This is a genomic window from Pseudomonas lini, assembly GCF_030812475.1.
GTDB classification, from domain to species: domain Bacteria; phylum Pseudomonadota; class Gammaproteobacteria; order Pseudomonadales; family Pseudomonadaceae; genus Aquipseudomonas; species Aquipseudomonas lini_A.
On record NZ_JAUSSR010000008.1, the window covers coordinates 163926 to 184628 of the forward strand.

General features: G+C 58.3%; 19 protein-coding genes. 3 read left to right on the forward strand and 16 right to left on the reverse strand.

Annotated elements, in window-relative coordinates:
- Positions 1-381: 381 nt before the first annotated feature.
- From J2W17_RS16960 to ubiE, 11 genes are all read right to left on the reverse strand, one after another.
- Positions 382-3981, reverse strand: a complete 3600-nt coding sequence (locus J2W17_RS16960; RefSeq protein ID WP_307336277.1) for a fibronectin type III domain-containing protein — start codon at positions 3979-3981, stop codon at positions 382-384.
- A gap of 368 nt (positions 3982-4349) precedes the next feature.
- Positions 4350-6266, reverse strand: coding sequence for a methyl-accepting chemotaxis protein (locus J2W17_RS16965; protein ID WP_307336280.1), 1917 nt, complete (start codon positions 6264-6266; stop codon positions 4350-4352).
- A gap of 218 nt (positions 6267-6484) precedes the next feature.
- On the reverse strand, positions 6485-7192 hold the full coding sequence (locus tag J2W17_RS16970; RefSeq protein WP_307336283.1) for a 16S rRNA (uracil(1498)-N(3))-methyltransferase: 708 nt from the start codon (positions 7190-7192) through the stop codon (positions 6485-6487).
- Entirely contained in the window at positions 7189-7983 is a 795-nt protein-coding gene (tatC, locus tag J2W17_RS16975; RefSeq protein ID WP_373459985.1) for a twin-arginine translocase subunit TatC, read from the reverse strand. The genes J2W17_RS16970 and tatC overlap by 4 nt, the downstream gene beginning before the upstream one ends.
- Positions 7980-8432 (reverse strand): Sec-independent protein translocase protein TatB, encoded by a 453-nt coding sequence (gene tatB / locus J2W17_RS16980; protein ID WP_307336285.1) that lies wholly within the window; start codon positions 8430-8432, stop codon positions 7980-7982. The genes tatC and tatB overlap by 4 nt, the downstream gene beginning before the upstream one ends.
- 10 nt (positions 8433-8442) lie before the next feature.
- Entirely contained in the window at positions 8443-8721 is a 279-nt protein-coding gene (locus J2W17_RS16985; RefSeq protein ID WP_064675486.1) for a twin-arginine translocase TatA/TatE family subunit, read from the reverse strand.
- A 25-nt stretch (positions 8722-8746) separates the two neighbouring features.
- A complete protein-coding gene (locus J2W17_RS16990) occupies positions 8747-9079 on the reverse strand; it encodes a phosphoribosyl-ATP diphosphatase (RefSeq protein WP_003220849.1) in 333 nt (110 codons plus the stop codon).
- On the reverse strand, positions 9072-9473 hold the full coding sequence (gene hisI, locus J2W17_RS16995; protein ID WP_307336311.1) for a phosphoribosyl-AMP cyclohydrolase: 402 nt from the start codon (positions 9471-9473) through the stop codon (positions 9072-9074). The genes J2W17_RS16990 and hisI overlap by 8 nt, the downstream gene beginning before the upstream one ends.
- 81 nt (positions 9474-9554) lie before the next feature.
- Entirely contained in the window at positions 9555-11159 is a 1605-nt protein-coding gene (gene ubiB / locus J2W17_RS17000) for a ubiquinone biosynthesis regulatory protein kinase UbiB (RefSeq protein WP_307336314.1), read from the reverse strand.
- Positions 11156-11779: a ubiquinone biosynthesis accessory factor UbiJ gene (locus tag J2W17_RS17005; protein WP_307336317.1), complete on the reverse strand. Its 624-nt coding sequence runs from the start codon at positions 11777-11779 to the stop codon at positions 11156-11158. Before J2W17_RS17005 ends, ubiB begins: the two co-directional genes overlap by 4 nt.
- On the reverse strand, positions 11779-12549 hold the full coding sequence (gene ubiE, locus J2W17_RS17010; protein WP_007989286.1) for a bifunctional demethylmenaquinone methyltransferase/2-methoxy-6-polyprenyl-1,4-benzoquinol methylase UbiE: 771 nt from the start codon (positions 12547-12549) through the stop codon (positions 11779-11781). The genes J2W17_RS17005 and ubiE overlap by 1 nt, the downstream gene beginning before the upstream one ends.
- A gap of 155 nt (positions 12550-12704) precedes the next feature.
- Between ubiE and J2W17_RS17015 the strand changes: the two genes are divergently transcribed.
- From J2W17_RS17015 to J2W17_RS17025, 3 genes are all read left to right on the forward strand, one after another.
- Positions 12705-12980, forward strand: coding sequence for a polyhydroxyalkanoic acid system family protein (locus tag J2W17_RS17015; RefSeq protein WP_307336320.1), 276 nt, complete (start codon positions 12705-12707; stop codon positions 12978-12980).
- Positions 12981-13228: 248 nt separating this feature from the next.
- Positions 13229-13651 carry a phasin family protein gene (locus J2W17_RS17020; protein WP_307336323.1) on the forward strand — a complete coding sequence of 141 codons (423 nt, stop codon included), beginning with the start codon at positions 13229-13231 and terminating at the stop codon, positions 13649-13651.
- 10 nt (positions 13652-13661) lie between these two features.
- Positions 13662-14495 (forward strand): phasin family protein, encoded by an 834-nt coding sequence (locus J2W17_RS17025; protein WP_307336326.1) that lies wholly within the window; start codon positions 13662-13664, stop codon positions 14493-14495.
- A 174-nt stretch (positions 14496-14669) separates the two neighbouring features.
- On the opposite strand, the gene J2W17_RS17030 is transcribed toward J2W17_RS17025, so the two are convergent.
- From J2W17_RS17030 to J2W17_RS17050, 5 genes are all read right to left on the reverse strand, one after another.
- Complete coding sequence (locus J2W17_RS17030; protein ID WP_307336328.1) at positions 14670-15290, reverse strand: TetR/AcrR family transcriptional regulator; 621 nt, start codon at positions 15288-15290, stop codon at positions 14670-14672.
- A gap of 177 nt (positions 15291-15467) precedes the next feature.
- A complete protein-coding gene (phaC, locus tag J2W17_RS17035; protein ID WP_307336330.1) occupies positions 15468-17150 on the reverse strand; it encodes a class II poly(R)-hydroxyalkanoic acid synthase in 1683 nt (560 codons plus the stop codon).
- 128 nt (positions 17151-17278) lie between these two features.
- On the reverse strand, positions 17279-18133 hold the full coding sequence (gene phaZ / locus J2W17_RS17040; protein ID WP_307336334.1) for a poly(3-hydroxyalkanoate) depolymerase: 855 nt from the start codon (positions 18131-18133) through the stop codon (positions 17279-17281).
- 154 nt (positions 18134-18287) lie between these two features.
- Positions 18288-19967 (reverse strand): class II poly(R)-hydroxyalkanoic acid synthase, encoded by a 1680-nt coding sequence (gene phaC, locus J2W17_RS17045; protein ID WP_307336337.1) that lies wholly within the window; start codon positions 19965-19967, stop codon positions 18288-18290.
- A 254-nt stretch (positions 19968-20221) separates the two neighbouring features.
- A complete protein-coding gene (locus J2W17_RS17050; RefSeq protein ID WP_307336340.1) occupies positions 20222-20599 on the reverse strand; it encodes a DUF971 domain-containing protein in 378 nt (125 codons plus the stop codon).
- Positions 20600-20703: the final 104 nt, after the last annotated feature.

Here is a 20703-nt window from a genome sequence, read left to right on the forward strand (position 1 = left end):
GCCGTGAAGATCACAGTCTGCGGTTGCTGAAAACTTCATCCGCACAGTTTTCAGCGGGATTTCCAAAGGTGCTACGTACACGGGCCGCTCGTATTTCGACTCCCCATGACGGCATGCCTCATGCAGCCGTCATGGTGGACCGCTTTCATCCAAGCCCGCGAAGTTGGCCTTGCTGGCCGCCTGTACCTTCGATCAACCTCTGATAGAGGCTGGGTCGGAGTATTTCCCATCGCGTATCGCGCGCACCTCGAAGAGATACGTAGTACCCGCTGCCAAATCATTGAACATGAAATTAAGTTCCGATATCTCCCGGATGACGCGTCCATCCCGAGATAGCCCAAGGCAATCGGCTGCAACGCTGAAGCGATGTACTTGCGACGCCTACGGGCTCGTGGCTGGGTCTGAGTCGGTATAGTACCCGTCAACATCCTGTGCCCGCACCACGATTGACCACGGAGTAACCACGTCTTCGGTCATAAAGGCTAGCGTGCCCGAGTGGTGATTGACCTTGCCCACCGGATCGCCGTTTCGCCGAATCTCATAGAAGAAATCTTTATTGCTCGTCGAACCGTCCCACATTATGTAGGTGCGGCCCATCAGGTCCGTGGCCTTGACGTTGGTTGGCTTGGAAGGGCCGCTTGTGTCTATTGTTTTGACTGGCAGTGTATCGGAGTCGGCATAGTTCCCCGCAGCGTCCAGCGCGCGCACTTTGAAATAATAGGAGGTAGCACTGGTTAAGCCACTGACCGTGTAACGAGTGTTGTTAATTGTGGTGATCGGATCGTTGTTGCGGAAAATTACATAGCCCGTGACCGCGACGTTATCACTGGATGCTGCCCACTCCAGCGTGACGGAGTTACCGGTGATGCCGGTGGGTCGCAAGTTTAATGGCTTGGAAGGGGCGGTTGCGTCTGGTGTGGTGACAGGCAGTTCATCGGAATCGGCAAAGTTACCCGCAGCATCCATCGCGCGCACCTTGAAAAAATAGGAAGTACCGTCGGTCAAGCCATGGGCGAGGTACAACGTGATGTCGGTCATGTCGATCGGATCGTTATTGCGGAAGATTCGATAGCCCGTGACCGCGACGTTATCACTGGATGCATTCCACTCCAGGACGGCGTAGTCGCTTGCGAGGCCGACGGTTCGGAGGTTGGTTGGCTTGGAAGGGCCGGTTGTGTCTTGTGTTTGGACTGTCAGCGGATCGGAATCTGCAAAATTTCCGGCAGCATCCAGGGCGCGCACCTTGAAGGTATAGGTTGTACCTTGGGCCAAGCCGGTGGCTGTATAGCGGATACTGCCAACGGTGTCGATCACCTCATCGTTTCGGAGGATCTGATACCCGGTCACCCCGACGTTATCAATTGACCCTACCCACGACAGGGTGACGGAATTGTCGGTGACCGCCGTGGCTACCAGGTGGGCTGGCTTGGATGGGGCGGTTTCGTCTGGTGTGGTGACGTGCAGTTCATCGGAATCGGCAAAGTTACCCTCAGCATCCAGCGCGCGCACCTTGAAAATATAGGAGGTAGCACTGGTTAAGCCACTGACCGTGTAACGGGTGTCGTTGATTGTGGTGATCGGATCGTTGTTGCGGAAAATCTGATAGCCCGTGACCTCGACGTTATCACTTGATGCTGTCCACTCCAGCGTGACGGAGTTGTCGGTGATGGTGGTGAGTCGGAGGTTGGTTGGCTTGGAAGGGGCGTTATGCACTGTCTCGGAATCGGCAAAGTTTCCAGCAATATCCCGTGCCCGCACCCCGATTGACCACGGAGTAATCACGTCTTCAGTCATAAAGCTTAGCGTGCCCGAGTAGTGATTGACCTTGCCCACCGGTTCGCCGTTTCGCCAAATCTCATAGAAGAGACCGTCATTGCTCGTCGAACCGTCCCATACTATGTAGGTTTTGCCACCATAGTCCGTAGCCTTGAGGTTGGTTGGTCTGGAAGGTAGTGGCATGCCAATCCTGAACCTTAACTCGTCGGAGTCGGTAAAGTTTCCACTCGTATCCAGAGCGCGCACCTTATAAGTGTAGGTACCGTCGAGGACGGTTTCGCTGAAAACGTTACTGTCAACCGTTCCAATCGGTGTCGAGTTGCGGATGATCTGGTAGCCGGCGACGGCAACGTTATCACTGGACGGATCCCACTTCAGAGTGACGGTATTATCATACGTCGCAGTGGCTTCAAGATTGGCAGGTTTGGTGGGTGGTATCAGGTCGCCGATCGCTGACAGCGGATCAGAGTCAGAATAGTTGCCGCTGGTATCCACAGCGCGAACTACGTAGGTAACCCCAGAAGTTTCATTGATTTGAAAGAGTTCATCAGTGGTTGTACCTATTGGGTTGGTTTCGTGGTTGCGATAAATCTTGTAGTGTCTGACGGCGACGTTATCAGTCGACTTTTCCCACGAAAGGAACGATATCGTGGGATTAGTAAAATCATAGGTCTTGATGCGCAGGTGATAGGGTCTGCTGGGGCTTGTGACGTCTGGAATTGCCAGGGTAGCTTCAGCAACAGCACCGATTCCATCGGTGAAGTTGGCGATAACCTGGAAGTGATACGTTCTTCCGTCAGCTAATCCTGTGATCGAATATTCTCTGGGGTGGGAAGGGACGGTAGCAAGATAGGTTCCGTTCTGGAAAATATTGTAGTCGCGAAGGCGTCCAGTTTCTGATGGGCTCTCCCATTTCAATTGAGCGTCATGTTTGCCTATCAGGTTGACGGTAAAGCCCGAGGCGACAGTTAACGCGGCTTTATTTGCCCTGTCTCGCGTGGCATTTATGCATCTGTCGACTACGCCAGTTCCAGCGAAAAAGTCGAGGTAAATCATATTGCCCCTGGTGGGCTGGCGATAGCTACTCGATCCCACGCGGCTAAAAAAACGCTCCCAATGAATCGCTGAAGAGTTAAATCGTATAGGGCCCAAAATATCGTAGCCGCATGCAAACACTGACCAAAGTCCGGTTGGCTGCGTTTTGCCCCAGATGTCGTCCATGTGCATGGCAACGGAGTGTTCGTCATTTAAATCCTGTTTATTCCATGTTTGGCTAACAGTTGTCCAGCAAACTGGATTTGGAAGGCTCCAGGCGACAATGACATTCTTGCCAGGGTATCGTTTTCGGATCTGTTTGATCGTCAGGTCACGCGCGTCGGCGGGAATGCAGTGATCACGGAGTACAAATAACAACTGTTCTAAGGCGGCCAGTTGAACTGTCTGGTCTTGATCAACTTTCTGAAAATCTAAGATCACTATCTCCCCGGGATTTTGTGCTGCGAACTCCTTGACTGCATTGATGCAATGGTATAATCGACGGCTTGCGTGAAAGCCGCTGTGTTCAAACCTGTAACCGTGGTCCGCCCAAACCATGCGCAGATCAAACGCTCGAATACCATTCTTCAGTTGATAGGCGAAAGAGTCGTCTTGACAAGCCCCCCATTGATCCGCCGGCCAACCAGCGCCTTCCTGGTCGACACCCGCATGATGGGTTTCGGCTAATACCAGATCATGTATTTTCAAGTGTTCCAGGGAAGTGCCGATATCTGTCATCCAGCGGCTGTAATCAGTCAAGACTATAGGGTGTTGAAACATCAGGTTGTAGCGGATACTGCTGAAGGATTGTTTTTCCAGTGTGCCATCGTTACTGACCATCAGGATGATGACAAGGTTTGTGTTGTCGCCCAACTTGGCCAGCTCATCAAGTGGCAGTTCACAGGAGAATGTTGATGCACCTGTCGCATCGTCCACGGGTATGGCTTCTGCCAATTCAATGACACCGCGGCGCCCATCGGCGTAAGTGCATTCGCAATGTAGCCATAGTTTTGACTGGCTGTTGATTCCGATCCAAGGCGGAACTTTTACGATTGGGCTGGTCGTGAGGTTGTTGTAGTTCAATACATCATTTTCTGTGTCAGACACGGTGGGCGGTAATAAAAAAGAGTTAGGTGTTTGAAGTTCGTGATTTTGTTCCTGGATTGACATGAGGACACCTTTGGATGAGGGTTAACAGGGTTGATTAACACTCAAAAAAGCCTCGGCGACCACTATCAGAACTGTTAGTGGATAACGCGTTTAAAGAGGTCTAGCATCAAAGTTTTGTTTGGAATAAGGCTCTGATTTCCCCCATTCAAGAATGACCTGGCCTCTGATTGGATAAGCCCGACGCTGCTGTCAGTCAGGCTGCGACCTTCTGATCTGGGACGGTGAGGTTCGATTCAAATGTATCGAGCTACCTTCGGGACAAAGGGTCGCGGGCCTGTTGATAACCTGCCATTGTCGAAATCGCCAGTCAGCTTGAGTGGAGGCGTTCTAGCGGCAGGTTTTGTCACTCTGAAGTTTTGTGGTGCTTCCTAAACCTTGAACCGTCCCACCAGCATCTGCAGATGCGTTCCCAACCGCGCCAGTTCAACACTGGAGGCTGCAGTTTCCTCACTGGCAGCCGAAGTCTGCTCGGACACGTCACGCACGTTCAGCACGCTGCGGTTGATCTCTTCGGCCACGGCGCTTTGCTGCTCGGCTGCGGCGGCGATCTGCTGGTTCATCGACTGGATCGCCGACACGGTGCGGGTGATGTTGGCCAGTGAGCCACCCGCGCGGCGGGTCAGTTCGACGCTGCTGTCGGTCAGGCTGCGGCTGTTGTCCATGATGGTCGCCACTTGCTGGGTGCCGGTTTGCAGGCCGACGATCAGCTCTTCGATTTCTTCGGTGGACTTTTGGGTGCGCAACGCCAGGCTGCGGACTTCGTCAGCGACCACGGCGAAACCGCGCCCGGCTTCACCGGCGCGTGCGGCTTCGATGGCGGCGTTGAGGGCCAGCAGGTTGGTTTGCTGGGCCACGGATTTGATCACGTCGAGCACGCTGCCGATCTTGTCGCTTTCGCGCTTGAGATCGCCCATGGCGACGGTTGAGTGGCCCACTTCGAGGGCCAGGCGCTCGATCTGGGCGATGGCTTCGCCGACCACTTTGTCACCTTCGCGGGCCTGCTGGTCGGCGGCGACGGCGGCTTCGGAGGCCTCTTCAGCGTTGCGCGCGACCTCCTGGACCGTGGCGGTCATTTCGTTCATGGCAGTTGCAACCTGATCGGTCTCGACCTTCTGGCTGTTGACTCCGGCGCTGGTCTGCTCGGTAACGGCGGATAGCTCTTCAGCCGCGCTGGCGATTTGCGTGACGCCATCGCCGATGCCGCCGATCAGTTCGCGCAGGCCTTGGGTCATGCTCTGGATGGCGCGTTGCAGCTGGCCGAGTTCGTCCTGACGCTGCGAAACGAGATTGTGCGTCAGATCACCCGCGGCGATGTGCTCGGCGACTTTGAGTGTCTGGTTGAGAGGAGCCACGATCTGACGGGTGATGACCCAAGCCGCGAGCACACCGAAAGCCAGGGCCAGCAGGGCCGCCAGCAACAGCATGTTTTTGGCGTGCGCGGCATCGCTGTCACGCACCACGGTTTGCGACGCCGTCAGCTTCTTGCTCAGATCGATCAGGATGTTGCCTTGTGTAGCCATGTATTGCAGGGCGGTGGCGTTTGCCACCTGCGAGTCACGGAACTGGCTGACGGCAGCGCGATAACCTTTCAGCGATTCGGTGGCCTGTTGCAGATTGGCGAGGTGCTGAACCGGCACTTTGGACGGCAGGTCCGCGAGGCTTTGCAGGGCTTTTTCGATAGCGTCCAACGCCGGTTGTTCGGCTTCGGCCTTGCCGCTGTAGGTATAGCCGCGAACCTGATAACGCGCTTGCTGGAGCAGTTTGCTCAGCTCGATCACGTTGTTGTAGTCGGCGACGCTTTCACCTTGCAGCAGGGTTTTTTCCACTTCGGCGACCTGGGCCACGGCGTTGTCGGCGGTCGCTCCCAGCTTGCTGCGGGCGTCTTCACGAGTGGCGTTGGCCTGGGTCATGTCGGCAAAGGCACGCTTGTACTCGGCAACGGCAGCCAATTGCTGGTCGACCATGGCGGCGTCGGCGGGTTGTTCGATCATCCTGCGGGCGGTTTTCAAGCCGGTGTCGAGCTGGCCCAACAGGTCGTTGACCGCTCCCGGGCCCTGTTCGCCGCGACGCATGTCGTATTCCAGGCGGGCAATGCGCAGGTCCTTGCTCAGCTCATTGAGGCTGGAAATGAACCCGAGTTTGTCGCCACGGTTTGTCACCCCGTTCAGGCCGGTCCAGCCGGTGAAGGTGATCAACAATGTCAGCAGCAGCACCAGACCGAAGCCGACCCCCAGTTTGCGATTGACGCTGACGTTCCCCAGTTTCTCGGCTAGCCATTGGTACATGTTGCAACTCCATCGAACCATATATTGGTTGTATCAGGGGTATATCGGCTGGCGGGCGGGAATCTGTAGGGGTACAGGTTGGCTGGGACGATGAATTTTCCTGTGGGAGCGAGCTTGCTCGCGATGGCGGTGGGTCAGTCAACACATGTGTTAACTGGCAGTCCGCAATCGCGAGCAAGCTCGCTCCCACAGGTTCTATGTCTAGAATGGAGTGCGGATTAGTACAGGCGGGCGAGCAACGCGGTGACGGCGGTTTCGACCCGCAGGATGCGTTCGCCGAGCTGCACCGGTTGCAGGCCGGACTTGCCCAGCAAGTCGATTTCGTAAGGGATCCAGCCGCCTTCGGGGCCGATGGCCAGGGTCACCGGTTCATCCAGGCCACGAGGGCAGGGCGGGTAGTTGCCAGGGTGGCCAACGAGGCCGAGGGTGCCTTCGGTCATCGCTGGCAGGCGATCTTCGACGAATGGCTTGAAGCGCTTCTCGATGATGATTTCCGGCAGCACGCTGTCCCGCGCCTGTTCGAGGCCGAGGATCAATTGCTCACGAATAGCTTCCGGCTCCAGAAAAGGGGTTTGCCAGAAGCTCTTCTCGACGCGGTAGCTGTTCACCAGCACGATTCGCGGCACACCCATGGCCGCAACGGTCTGAAACACCCTGCGCAACATTTTGGGCCGTGGCAGGGCCAGTATCAGGGTCAATGGCAGCTTGGCTGGCGGGGTTTGGTCGAGGGTAACGCGCAACTCCGCTTCATCGGCGTCCAGGCGCAGCAATTCGGCCGAGCCCATCAATCCGCCGATACGCCCGACCCGCAGGCTGTCGCCCACCACCGAACGATGGACTTCCTGCATGTGAGTCAACCGGCGATCGCGCAGGATGGCGCGGTCGGCCGCAATGAAGTCGGCCTCTTCGAGGAGCAGCAGGTTCACGGCTGGGTCGCTGGCGGCTGGTCGTTGTGATCGTCAGCCGGCTGGTCGTCCGGGTGCTCGCCGCGTTTGCTGATCAGGCCGCTGAACAGGATGCCGATCTCGAACAGCAGCCACATCGGTACCGCCAGCAGGGTCTGCGAGAAGATGTCCGGCGGAGTGAGGATCATGCCGACCACGAAGCAGCCGATGATCACATAGGGACGGATCTTCTTCAGGTAGACGACGTTGACCACGCCGATCCACACCAGCAGCACTACGGCTACCGGGATTTCGAACGCCACGCCAAAGGCGAAGAACAGTGTCATGACGAAGTCGAGGTAGCTGCTGATGTCGGTCATCATTTCCACGCCGGCCGGGGTGGCGGCGGCGAAGAATTTGAAGATCAGCGGGAACACCAGGTAATAGGCGAACGCCATGCCGGTGTAGAACAGCAGGATGCTCGATACCAGCAAAGGCACCGCGATGCGTTTCTCATGCTTGTACAGCCCCGGCGCGATGAAGCCCCAGATCTGATGCAGGATCACCGGGATTGCCAGGAACAGCGACACCATCATGGTCAGCTTCAGCGGCGTCAGGAACGGCGAGGACACGTCGGTGGCGATCATCGTCGCGCCGACTGGCAGGTACTGGCGCAGCGGCGTGGAGACAAAGGTGTAGATCTGCTGGGTGAAGGCGAACAACCCGGCGAAGATGATGAAAATCGCCGCTACACAGCGCAGCAGGCGGGTACGCAACTCGGTGAGGTGCGAAACCAGCGGCATGTGCTGGTCGTTTTCAGGAAGATCGCTCATGGGGCTCGCGGCGGCAATGTGGGGTCATGAGGGGCAGGCGCCACAGGCGCAGCCGCGGGTGTGACGGGTTCAACCGCAGGTGCTGCAACCGCCGGCGGTTCAATGACAGTCACCGTTTCGGTAGAGGCAGCAGGCGCAACGACTGTCATCGGCGATTGAACTGTCTGCTCCGTCACAGGCGCAACGGGTGTCGGTTCCTGCTGGGTCGGCGCGAAAATCTTCCGCGCCTCCTGCTCCATCGACAGAATGTGCTCGTTGTGCAATTGCCGACGGATCTCGTCGGCACCAATTTCACGTTCAACTTCCTGTTTGATCGCGTTGAAGCTGCGCTTCAGGCGCCCGACCCACAGGCCGGCGGTGCGCGCGGCGCCCGGAAGACGCTCGGGGCCCAGCACCAGCAGGGCCACGAGGCCGACGAGCAGCAGTTCAGAGAAGCTGATACCAAACATTAGTCAGTGCTCACACGTCTTTGCGAATCGGCTCTTCGACTTTTTGCGCCTGCACGTCGATGGTGTGCGGCGGGTTCACGGACTGTGTGGTCTGAGGTTGAGCAGGCGGAACCGGTTGTTGCGGGGTCACCGTCGGGTCAGCCGGCTTTTCGTCATCGTTCATGGCCTTGCGAAAGCCCTTGATCGACTCGCCCACGTCGGTGCCGAGGTTTTTCAGCTTTTTGGTGCCGAACACCAGCACCACGACAACCAGGATGACGACCCAGTGTTTCCAGTCAAAAATGCCCATGATGCTGCTCCTCTCAAATAGTTGTTCAGGCGGACGGGCGCGAGGCTTTCTCGACGTGTCCGGACAGACCGAAGCGACGGTCGAGTTCATCGAGCACAGCCTGTGGATGTTGCCCCAGTTGGGCGAGCATGACCATGCTGTGGAACCATAAATCGGCGGTCTCGTAGATCACATCGCTGCAGTCGCCGCTGATGGCGGCATCCTTGGCGGCAATGATGGTTTCGACCGATTCTTCGCCGACTTTTTCCAGGATCTTGTTCAAGCCCTTGTGGTACAGGCTGGCGACATACGAGCTGTCGGCGGCGGCGCCTTTGCGCTCTTCCAGTACCTGGGCCAGGCGGGTCAACGTATCACTCATGGGTGTGTCCTGTGCTGTAGATGGCGTGCGGGTCTTTCAGGACCGGATCGACGGTTTTCCATTCGCCGTTCTCGAAGACACGGTAGAAGCAGCTCTGGCGGCCGGTATGGCAGGCGATGTCGCCGATCTGTTCGACCATCAGGATGATCACGTCGGCATCACAGTCCAGGCGCATTTCATGCAGCGTTTGCACGTGGCCGGACTCTTCGCCCTTGCGCCACAGCTTGCCACGGGAACGTGACCAGTAGATGGCGCGATTTTCGGCAGCGGTCAGTTCCAGCGCTTCCCGGTTCATCCAGGCCATCATCAGGACGCGTCCGGTCTTGTGATCCTGGGCAATCGCCGGCACCAGGCCATCGGCGTCCCATTTGATCTCGTCCAGCCAGTTTTTCATCATCGACTCCGACAGCGGGCCCGACACTTCATTAGTCGGGCACAGGCGTTGAAACAGTGTGCCAGCGTGCGGTGGCGCTGGCTATCGACGAACGACCAGATACAAGCCGACGGCCACCATGATGCCGGCCGGCCAATGGCCCATTTCGTTCAATGGCCCGCCCGCGGCGAGTATCGTCCCGCCGGCCAGGTGCGCACAACCGAGCAGGCGCAGGAGCCAGTCGTCCTTGCGTCGATGCCAGGGTGGTGGTGGATCATTGGCGTGGGGCTGGGACATGCGTTCGAGCAGGTCGCGGGCCATGTTCGCCAGGTGCGGCAATTGTTCGAACTGGCTCTGCACGTTGCCGAGCAAGGCTTTGGGGCTGACCCTCTCGCGCATCCAGCGTTCGAGGAACGGCTGGGCGGTGTTCCACAGATCCAGGTCCGGGTATAGCTGACGGCCCAGGCCTTCGATGTTCAACAGGGTTTTCTGCAACAGCACCAGCTGCGGCTGCACTTCCATGTTGAAGCGTCGAGCGGTCTGGAACAGGCGCATCAGTACCTGGCCGAAGGAAATATCTTTTAACGGTTTTTCGAAGATCGGCTCGCACACGGTACGGATCGCCGCTTCGAATTCGTTGAGTTTGGTTTCCGCCGGTACCCAGCCCGAATCGATGTGCAATTGCGCCACGCGACGATAATCGCGCTTGAAGAACGCGAACAGGTTGCGCGCCAGGTAGTCCTGGTCTTCCGGGGTGAGGCTGCCGACGATGCCGCAGTCGATCGCAATGTATTGCGGGCTCCACGGGTTGACCGTACTGACGAAGATGTTGCCCGGGTGCATGTCGGCGTGGAAGAAGCTGTCGCGGAACACCTGGGTGAAGAAAATCTCCACACCGCGCTCGGCGAGCATTTTCATGTCGGTGCGCTGATCGGCCAAGGTGGCCAGATCGGTGACCTGGATCCCGTAGATGCGCTCCATCACCAACACTTTCGGCCGGCACCAGTCCCAATAGACTTGCGGCACGTACAGCAGCGGCGAGCCGTCGAAGTTGCGCTTCAACTGGCTGGCGTTGGCCGCCTCGCGCAACAGGTCGAGTTCGTCGTAGATGGTTTTTTCGTAATCCTGGACCACGTCCACCGGGTGCAGCAGACGCGCGTCCGCCGAGAGCTTTTCGGCCGCGCGGGCGAGGATGAACAGCCACGCCAGGTCCTGGGCAATGATCGGTTTCAGGCCCGGGCGGATCACCTTGACCACCACTTCTTCGCCGGTTTTCAGTTGCGCGGCATGCACCTGCGCCACCGAAGCCGAGGCCAGCGGTTCGACGTCGAAGCGGCTGAACACTTCACTGATCTTTTTGCCGAGCTGCTCTTCGATCAGCCTGATCGACACTTGCGAGTCGAACGGCGGCACCCGGTCCTGCAGTTTCATCAGCTCATCGGCGATGTCTTCCGGCAGCAGGTCGCGGCGAGTGGAGAGAATCTGCCCGAACTTGATGAAAATCGGTCCCAGATCCTGCAACGCCAGACGCAATCGCGCTCCGCGGCTCAGGTCCAGGGTCTTGCGCGGGAACCAGCGCCACGGCAAGGCGTAGCGCAGCGCCAGCAAAAACCAGGGCAGGGGCAGCGCGAACAGCAGGTCATCGAGGCGGTAGCGGATCACAACGCGCTGGATGCGCAATAAACGGCGGACGGCAAGCAGCTTCATGCGTTATCGCTTGGGTCGAGGGATCGGGAGAGGCGCTCGAAACGCGCCTCGAGACGTTCCAGATCGAGTTTGATCTGGTCCAGTTCACTGAAGCGGGCTTCGGCTTCGCGCTGACCGACGAGGGTGCGCGACTCTTCGGCCAGGTATTCGCCCAGGTTCTGATTCAGGCTGGCGAACCCTTGCTGATACCAGCGAGCGCGACTGCGCAGGTGACCGCCGAGCAGATGCGTGGCGACCGGACCCAACCAGCGCGAAAGTTCGTACTCCCAGTCCAGCTCAAGATCCTGAAGAATCGCCGCCAGTTCCAGCAGCACACCGCTGTCGCCGTCGAGTTCGACTTCCGGACCATGCAGGACCGAGGTCTTGTCCTTGCTCATCGCCAGTTTCAACAGGCTCGAAGCGGGAGCACGCAGGGTGCAGTCGGCGCCGGTTTCCCAGTGGGAAGCGAGCATCAGGCCTTCATCACTGGGCAGGATGAACAGCTGCAGTGCCGGGTTGCGGCAGTCGACGGCAATCACCTTGCCACTCAAATGCCCCAGTCGCGGCAACGCCGTGCTGTCGAGCCGCAGCACCCGGTTCAGACCGAGTTCGACGCTGGCGAGCAGGCCGGCCAGCAACATCAGGGTTTGATGCCGCGGTGCAGGGCAACGATGCCTGCGGTCATGTTGTGATAGGTCACGCGGTCGAAGCCGGCCTCGACCATCATCGACTTCAGGGTTTCCTGATTCGGGTGCATGCGGATCGATTCGGCCAGGTAGCGATAGCTTTCCGAGTCGTTGGTGATCAACTTGCCCATCAGTGGCATGAAGGCGAACGAGTAGGCGTCGTAGGCCTTGGACATCAGCGCATTGGTCGGCTTGGAGAATTCCAGCACCAGCAGACGACCACCCGGTTTCAGCACGCGCAGCATCGAGCGCAGGGCGTCTTCCTTGTGGGTGACGTTGCGCAGGCCGAAAGCAATGGTCACGCAGTCGAAATGGTTGTCCGGGAACGGCAGTTTTTCCGCGTCGGCCTGGACGAACTCGACGTTGCCGGCCACACCCAGATCCAGCAGGCGGTCACGACCGACCTTGAGCATGGATTCGTTGATGTCGGCCAGCACGACCTGGCCGGTCGGGCCTACCAGGTGCGAGAATTTTCTGGTCAGGTCACCGGTACCGCCGGCGATATCCAGCACACGGTTGCCGGTGCGAACGCCCGACAGCTCGATCGCGAAACGCTTCCACAGACGGTGCATGCCGCCCGACAGGAGGTCGTTCATCAGGTCGTACTTGGCCGCTACGGAATGGAATACCTCGGCGACTTTTTCCGCTTTCTGGCTTTCCGGAACGTTTTTGAAGCCGAAGTGAGTGGTGGGTTCGGCATCGCTGCCTTTGCGCTGATCAGTCATATCGCTGTCACCAAAAGAGAATGCGGGACATTCTAATCCCGGTGGCCTGCTTTGTCTTGGCAAGGCTGAGGGTAAGATGGGCAATCGCCGGGACGTTTTGCCGCAGCAGCGGTCAAGATGCTTCAGGAAAGTATCCATAAAACAGGAGTCATTCGATGGCCCATATCAGTGTTGAACGTGCCCACGGCCTGGGCAAGGAAGCGGCCCGCGAGAAGGCCGACAAGTTGGCGCAGAAGCTGTCCGAGCAATATGGCCTGGTGCCGCAATGGTCCGGCGATACGCTGAACCTAAAGCGTTCAGGTGTGAAAGGCGAGGTGCATGTGGGTGAGGATTCGATCAGGGTCGATGTGGAGCTGGGTCTGTTGATGTCGGCCATGAGTGGCACCATCAAGTCGGAAATCGAGAAGGCGCTGGATAAAGCGTTGGCCTGATCCGCGACCTTCTATGAAATGCGATTGAATGTGGGAGCGAGCCTGCTCGCGAAAGCAATCTTTCAGTCAACATCAATGTTGAATGTGAGGCCTTATTCGCGAGCAGGCTCGCTCCCACATTTTTTGCGGCGTACCCAAGGGTTGATGTCAGTTGTTAGGGTGCCGTTTCTAATTATTCTCACTACTTTGTGCCTGAGCCCGACGCTTTCGCGGGCAGTTCCTCAAACCTTCTGCGCGTGAGGTGCACCATGGCCAAAGTTATTCTGAAGAAAAAAATCGACGCTTCGACAACGGCTCTGAGCGACGTCAAATCCTATGCTCGCAAGATCTGGCTGGCAGGCCTGGGGGCTTACGCCAGGGTCGGCCAGGAAGGTAGCGAGTATTTTCAAGAGTTGATCGTGGCCGGTCAAGCTGTTGAAAAGAAAGGCAAAGAAGCCGTTGTTGAGAAACTTGAAGCGGCTAATGCCGAAATCGATGAAGCCAAGACTGAAGTCAGCTCTTTCAAAGACAAGGTCGAAGTTCAACTCGACAAAGTCGAGAGGGCTTTCGACTCGCGTGTCGCAAGTACCTTGAATCGTATCGGCATTCCGTCTAAACATGACGTGGAGACACTCTCTGCCAAGCTCGATGAGCTGACGGCATTGCTCGAACGCGTCGCGCGTAAATCTTAAGGAGAACGGGATGGCTGGTAAAAAGAACACCGATAAAGAAGGCAGCTCGTGGATTGGGAAAGTCGAAGACTACTCCCGCAAAATCTGGCTGGCTGGTTTGGGCGTGTACTCGAAGATCGACACTGACGGCAGCAAGCTCTTCGATGCATTGGTTAAAGATGGCGAGAAAGCCGAGAAGCTCACCAAGAGCGCTGTCGATAAGAAAGTCGATGCCGCCAAGGATTCCGCTACTTCGGCCAAGTCGCGTATCAGCGGTGTGAAAGATCGTGCAATGGGCAAGTGGGATGAGCTGGAAGGGGCTTTCGACAAGCGTCTGAACAGCGCCATTTCGCGCCTGGGTGTACCGAGCCGCAATGAGGTCAAGGCACTGCACAGCAAGGTCGATACCCTGACCAAGCAAATCGAAAAACTCACCGGCGCCAAGGTTGCGCCTGTTGCGGCGAAAACCGCGGCAGCCAAACCTGCGGCAAAATCGACGGCCAAGCCGCTGGCCAAGGCTGCCGCCAAACCGGTAGCCAAAGCCGCAACGAAAGTCGCATCCGCGGCGAAGTCGGCGACTAAAACTGCCGCCGCTAAACCGGCAGCAGCCAAGACGGCGGCCAAATCGGTTGCTGCCAAAACTGCGGCTGCCAAGCCGGCCACCAAGCCAGCGGCAAAACCTGCCGCCGCGAAGAAGCCGGCTGTGAAAAAACCGGCAGCGCCGAAAGCCGCTGCACCAAAACCGGCAGAGGCTACCGCGAAACCGGCGACCCCGGTCAGCGCATCGAACTCCGCTGCTGCACCGACCCCAGCTGCAACTTCGACTGCCGCGCCAGCTCCATCGACGCCAACCAGTCAGTCCTGATTTTTCCGGGACTCAAGAAAACGCCCGGCCTGCAAAGGTCGGGCGTTTTTGTTTGTGCAATAACCGCTGCAGATCCCCTGTAGGAGCTGGCTTGCCAGCGAAAGCGTCCGTTCAGGCGAGGAATGTTTCGACTGACCCGCCGCCTTCGCTGGCAAGCCAGCTCCTACAGGGGGGTTATTCGTGTTCTTCGAGGTATTGGAGCGCCATTTGCTCGGTCGCCGCCTTGATCGGCGGCCGCAAATGCGGTGCCACCAACATCATTATCTGATACACCACCAATCGCACCTCACCCTCACGATCAAGAATCCGCTGATAGTCCAGCGAGAACAGCAGTGTCATGGTGATCTGCTCGACCAACTGCCCCAGCGCCTGGGTGTCGCTGACCAACTGCCCCTGGGCCTTTAATTGCGCCAGCAATGACGCCAGCGTGCGCTTGAGCGCGTTTAGCAGGTTGCGGATGCCCTTAGCCAGCTTCGGCAGGCGTCCGGCCAGGTTCGACAGGTCCTGGAACAGAAAGCGGTAGTGCGCCAGGCGCTCGACGATCAGGTGCAGGAACAGCCAGTAATCTTCGGGGCCCAGTTCGACATCGGACGGCGGATCGAGCAGTGGCGCAAGTTCAGCCTGGAAGCGCTCGAACAACCCGAGTATCAGCGGTTCCTTGCCGTGGAAGTGGTAGTAAAGATTGCCCGGGCTAATCCCCATTTCATTGGCAACTTCCATGGTGGAGACGTTCGGTTCGCCCTTTTCATTGAATAATTGCAGGGCACATTCGAGGATCCGGTCGCGGGTTTTCATCCAGTCTTCTTAATGATCGAGTCATGCCACTGCCAGTGCCTGTCCCTGTAGGAGCGAGCCTGCTCGCGAGAAACGAAAGGAGCACGTGGTTGACCAGGCAGCACGCGTTATCGTTAACGTCCATCGCGAGCAAGCTCGCTCCTACAGGATTGAAGGCTGGCTGCAGCGTTTTAAGGTTCAGCGCACGCGCACGTAGGTGCCGGGTGCTGCCTCCATCGGTGGATAATTCGGATTTCCAAGCGTCACCCGGGTTTCTTTCAGTGCGCCCGAGCGCTCCTGAATCCAGCCCAGCCACTGAGTCCACCAGCTGCCGTCGACCTGCTTGGCGTCGTAATACCAGGCCCGTGGGTCGCTGCTCAGCTTCGTACTTTCGACGAAGTTGGCTTTCGGGTTGGAGGGCGGGTTGAGAATGCTCTGCACATGCCCGCTATTGGAGAGTACGAAGCGCCGCTCGCCACCCAGCAGCAGGGTGGAGCGATACACCGCGTCCCATGGGGTGATGTGATCGTTGATGCCGGCGACGCTGAAGCTGTCGACCGTGACTTTCTGCAAATCGATCGGAGTACCGCACACTTCAAGGCCGCCCGGATGATTCAATGGATTGTGCTTGAAGAAGTCCAGCAGGTCGCCATGGAGGGCTGCTGGCAGGCGGGTGCTGTCGTTGTTCCAGTAGAGGATGTCGAACGCCGGCGGTTCCTTGCCCAACAGGTAGTTGTTGACGAAGTAACTCCAGATCAAATCGTTGGGGCGCATCCAGGCAAAGACCTTGGCCATGTCTCGACCGTCGAGCACGCCTTTCTGATAGGAACGGCGCTTGGCCGCCTCGAGGGTCTGCTCATCGGCGAACAGGGTCGCGGGCGAGTCCATCTGACTGTCGAGCAGGCTCACCAGGTACGTCGCGCTGGATACCCTGCGCAGTTGTCGCTTGGCCTGCAAATGCCCTTGCAGGGCGGCAATCGTCAGGCCGCCGGCGCAGGCGCCCATCAGGTTGACCTCCCGGGCGCCGGTGATCGCCCGGCAAACGTTCATCGCTTCTTCGACGGCTTCAACGTAGGTCGACAGTCCCCATTCGCGATGGCGCACATCAGGGTTGCGCCAACTGATCATGAAGGTTTGCAGGCCGTTCTTCAGCGCAAACTGGACGAAGCTGTTGTGGGGGCTCAGGTCGAAAATGTAGTACTTGTTGATTTGCGGCGGCACCACCAGCAAGGGTTTGGAATACTGCTTTTCGCTCATCGACTTGTACTGGATCAGCTCCAGCAGCTCATTGCGAAACACCACGGAGCCGGCAGTGGTGGCGACCGTTTTGCCCACTTCGAAAGCCTGCTTGGTGACCTGTCTGGGCAGGCCGTCGTTGTGCAGGAAGTCGTCGACCAAATGACTGATGCCACGCACCAGGCTGTTGCCGCCGGAGTTGAAGATCTCCTTAATCGCCAGCGGATTGAGCAGGCTATTGGATGGCGCCAGGGCGTCGTTGAGCAAAGCGAACGCGAAGTGAGCGCGGGCACGATCGTCCGGGCTCATGTTGCTCTCGTCGATCCAGTTTTTGACTTGTTTCTGCCAGCTCAGATAAGCCTGCAAGCTGCGGCGATAAAAAGGGTTGAGACTCCATGCGGGGTCGGCAAAGCGATTGTCATGCGGATTGGTCGGGTGCAGGGTTTCACCCAAGAGCACTCGACCCAACTGGCCGCCCAGTTTCAAGGCGTGTCGGGCGGTGTGCACCGGGTTGCGCAAACCATGGGTGGCAACGCTGCGCAGGGTTGAAAACAGATCCCGACCACGCAGGCCGGTAATCGCACTCTGTGCGTTGATGAACGCGGCGGGAGTCGGTGAAAACTCCCTCGCTGGTTTGTCGCGCATGACTCAACACTCCTTGGTCTTCAGGCCTAAAACAAACACGTCGGACCAGAACACCATAGACGCTGTTACGGGTTGTTGCGCGGGCCGGCGTCCTGCCGACCCCTCTCGTGAACAAAAACCGGGGCCGGTTAACCGCCCAATGGTGCCGGATGCGGATGCATGACCGCTCGCTGTCGTTCCTCCTCGAGGAATTTCATGATGATCGGTGCCACTGCTTCGGCCCGGGTAATCAGGAACAGATGCCCGTCATCGATGATGTGCAACTGAGCATTGGGAATCCGCCATGCCAGAACCCGCATGTTGATCAGCGGGATAAGCGGATCGTCGTCACCGGCCAGTACCAGGGTTGGCTGGTTGATTTTGTGCAGCCAGTGAATGCTGGTCCAGCCGACGCCCGCGAACAACTGCCAGTAGTAACCGAGCTTGCCCGCGGAGCGCACCTTGGCGGCGTGGCTGGCGGCGAGGGTTGGATCGCGCCGGAACGCACCGCCGTAGATCATCGGCGCAATGCGGATCACGTGAGACGGCTGGATATAGCGACGTGGGCTGGCCATCAGCCAAAGCACTTTGGGCTTGCCCGGCACCATCACCGCGCCGGCTGCCGTAGCCGCCAGAACGAGTTTTTTGCAACGCTCGGGATAGTCGTAGGCGAACTGCTGGGCCAGGGCACCACCCCAGGACACGCCGATCACGTTGACTTGTCCATAGTCGAGATAGTCGAGCATCCGCGCCGTGAGTTTCGCCAGGCCCGGAAAACGATACGGTCGGTTTGGTGTCGACGAGCCGCCGACACCGGGTACATCGAATGCGATGACTTCCAGGTCCGGGTCCAGCGCTGCGACGAACGGAAACACCAGCTCCAGGTTGGCGCCAATGCCGTTGAAAATCAGCAAGGGCGTCAAGTGAGGCTTGCCGGGGCGTACCGCCGTGCGGAGGGTCTGGCCATCCAGGTCGACGGTACGAAAGATGAACTGTTGCGGCATGCTTCAGGCCCTGTGGGTTGATTCGTTCCCGATCCCTTGCAGGAGCGAGCTTGCTCGCGAAAAACGTGAGGGCAACGCGTTATCCAGGGATTAAGCGTTATCGTTAACGTCCTTCGCGAGCAAGCTCGCTCCTACAGGTTGCGAGGTGTATCGGTTACCGCTCGTGTACGTAAGTGCCGGGTGCCGCCTCGCCTGCCGGATACGCCCTGTTGCCCAGTTTCGCCGGGGCCTTTTTCAGGTTGCCCGAACGCTCGGCCTGCCAGGCCTGCCAGTGCAACCACCAGGAGTCCGTGTGCTTGGTGGAGTTTTCCTGCCAGTCCTCGGCCTTGACCGGCATTTCGGCGCTGGTCATGTAGCGCGATTTCGGATTGCCCGGCGGATTCAGGATGCTCTGGATATGCCCGCTGCTGGACAGCACGAATTCCACCTTGCCGCCGAACAATTGCGCCGACTTGTAGCAGGACTTCCACGGTGTGATGTGGTCGTTGGTCCCGGCCAGGGAATAAATGTCGACCGTGACCTGCTTCAGATCGATCGGCGTACCGCACACTTCCAGTGCATCGGCGCGGATCAACGGGTTGGTTTTGAACAATTCGATCAGGTCACCGTGGAATGCCGCAGGCAACCGTGTGGTGTCGTTGTTCCAGAACAGAATGTCGAATACCGGGGGCTCGTTGCCCAACAGGTAGTTATTGACCCAGTAGTTCCAGATCAGGTCATTGGGGCGCATCCAGGCGAAGACTTTCGCCATGTCGCGGCCTTCCAGCACCCCTGCCTGATAAGAGTGGCGCTTGGCGGATTCGAGGGTTTGTTCGTTGACGAACAGCGCCACGTCGCTGTCCAGCGTGGTATCCAGCACGCTGACTAGCAGGGTGAGAGCATTGACCTTGTTCTCGCCGAGCGCCGCATAGTGGCCCACCAGCGCGGTGCAGGTGATGCCCCCGGAACAGGCGCCGAGCATGTTCACGTCTTTGCTGCCAGTGATCGCGGTGACCACGTCGACCGCTTCCTTGAGCGCCTCGATGTAGGTCGACAGCCCCCACTCGCGCTGCTCCTTGGTCGGGTTGCGCCAGCTGACGATAAAGGTCTGCACGTTACTGCGCAGGCAAAAGCGCGCCAGGCTCTTGTCCGGACTCAGGTCGAACACATAGAACTTGTTGATCTGCGGCGGTACCACCAGCAAGGGACGTTCGTACACCTGCTCGGTGGTCGGCCGGTACTGGATCAGCTCCAGCACGTCATTGCGGAAAACGACTGCGCCTTCGGTCACGCCCAGGCTTTTGCCGACTTCAAAGGCGCCCATGTTGACCTGGCTCGGCATGCCGCCGTTGTGCACCAGATCCTTGGCCAGATGCGAGAGGCCGTCGAGCAGGCTTTTGCCGCCGGTTTCGAAGAAGCGTTTGACCGCCGCCGGGTTGGCCGCGCTGTTGGTCGGCGCCATGGCTTCGGTCATGAGGTTGATCACGAAATGCCCGCGACTGGCATCGTTGGGCGACAGATTGCTGTGCTCGATCCAGTCGTGGAGTTCCTTGCGCCACGCCAGGTAGGTTTGCAGATAACGTTTGTAGAGCGGGTTCTGGCTCCAGGCCGGATCCGCGAAGCGACGGTCATCGCTTGCCGGTTGCAACCCGGACTTGCCGAGCAGCACGTGCGTGAGTTCACGACCGAAATGGGCGACATGCCTGGCACTGTGAATCGGTTGCTTGATGGCTTGCCTGAGCACCATCCGGGCAGACGCCAGTAGATCCTTGCCACGCAACCCAACGACAGGATTCAGCCCCAAGGTATTTTCCGAGGCCTGATACTTCAAGTCATCGTTATTCTTGTTACTCATCTACGACGCTCCATTGTCCCGACGAATACCCGCGCCGGCTGCGCAGTCTCACAGCCAACGCCAGGTACTACTGCTCGGGTGACCGTTAATTCTGATCGCTGCTTTTCAGTTCAGCGAGCACTGCAGGGACCTTGCCAGTTCCATTGGTTACCCGAGTTTAATTTTTTTCGCAAGCAGGCCAATCGTTGGCCTGTAAGCCGAGCATTCAAACAGATGAAATTAGAAAATGCCCTCTAAAGAGCAAGAGGTCCGACTTAGAGCATCAACTTGACGACGGATTCGTTCGGGTCGCGGGTTTTTCCAGCCGCTTTGAGCTCGGCAAGATAATCGCTCCAGAGATCCTCTTGGCGCACGCCTAACTGGTACAGATACTCCCAGGTGAACAGGCCGCTGTCGTGGCCGTCGTCGAAGGTCAATTTCAGGGCGTACTGACCGGCCGGTTCGACCTTGGTCAGGCCTACGCCGATCTTGCCAAATTGCAGGATGGGTTTGCCGTGGCCCTGGACCTCGGCGGAGGGAGAGTGCACGCGAAGGAATTCGGCGGGCAGGTGAAATTCCTCGCCGGACGCATATTTCAGCGACAGGGTTTTCGAGGCTTTGTGCAGTTTGATGTCGGTGGGGAGTTGGGTCATGGCCGAATGTCCGTCTGTGCGGAACCTTGTGGGAGCGAGCCTGCTCGCGAAGGGTTATCACATTCAACATCATCGTTGACTGTTATACCGCTTTCGCGAGCAGG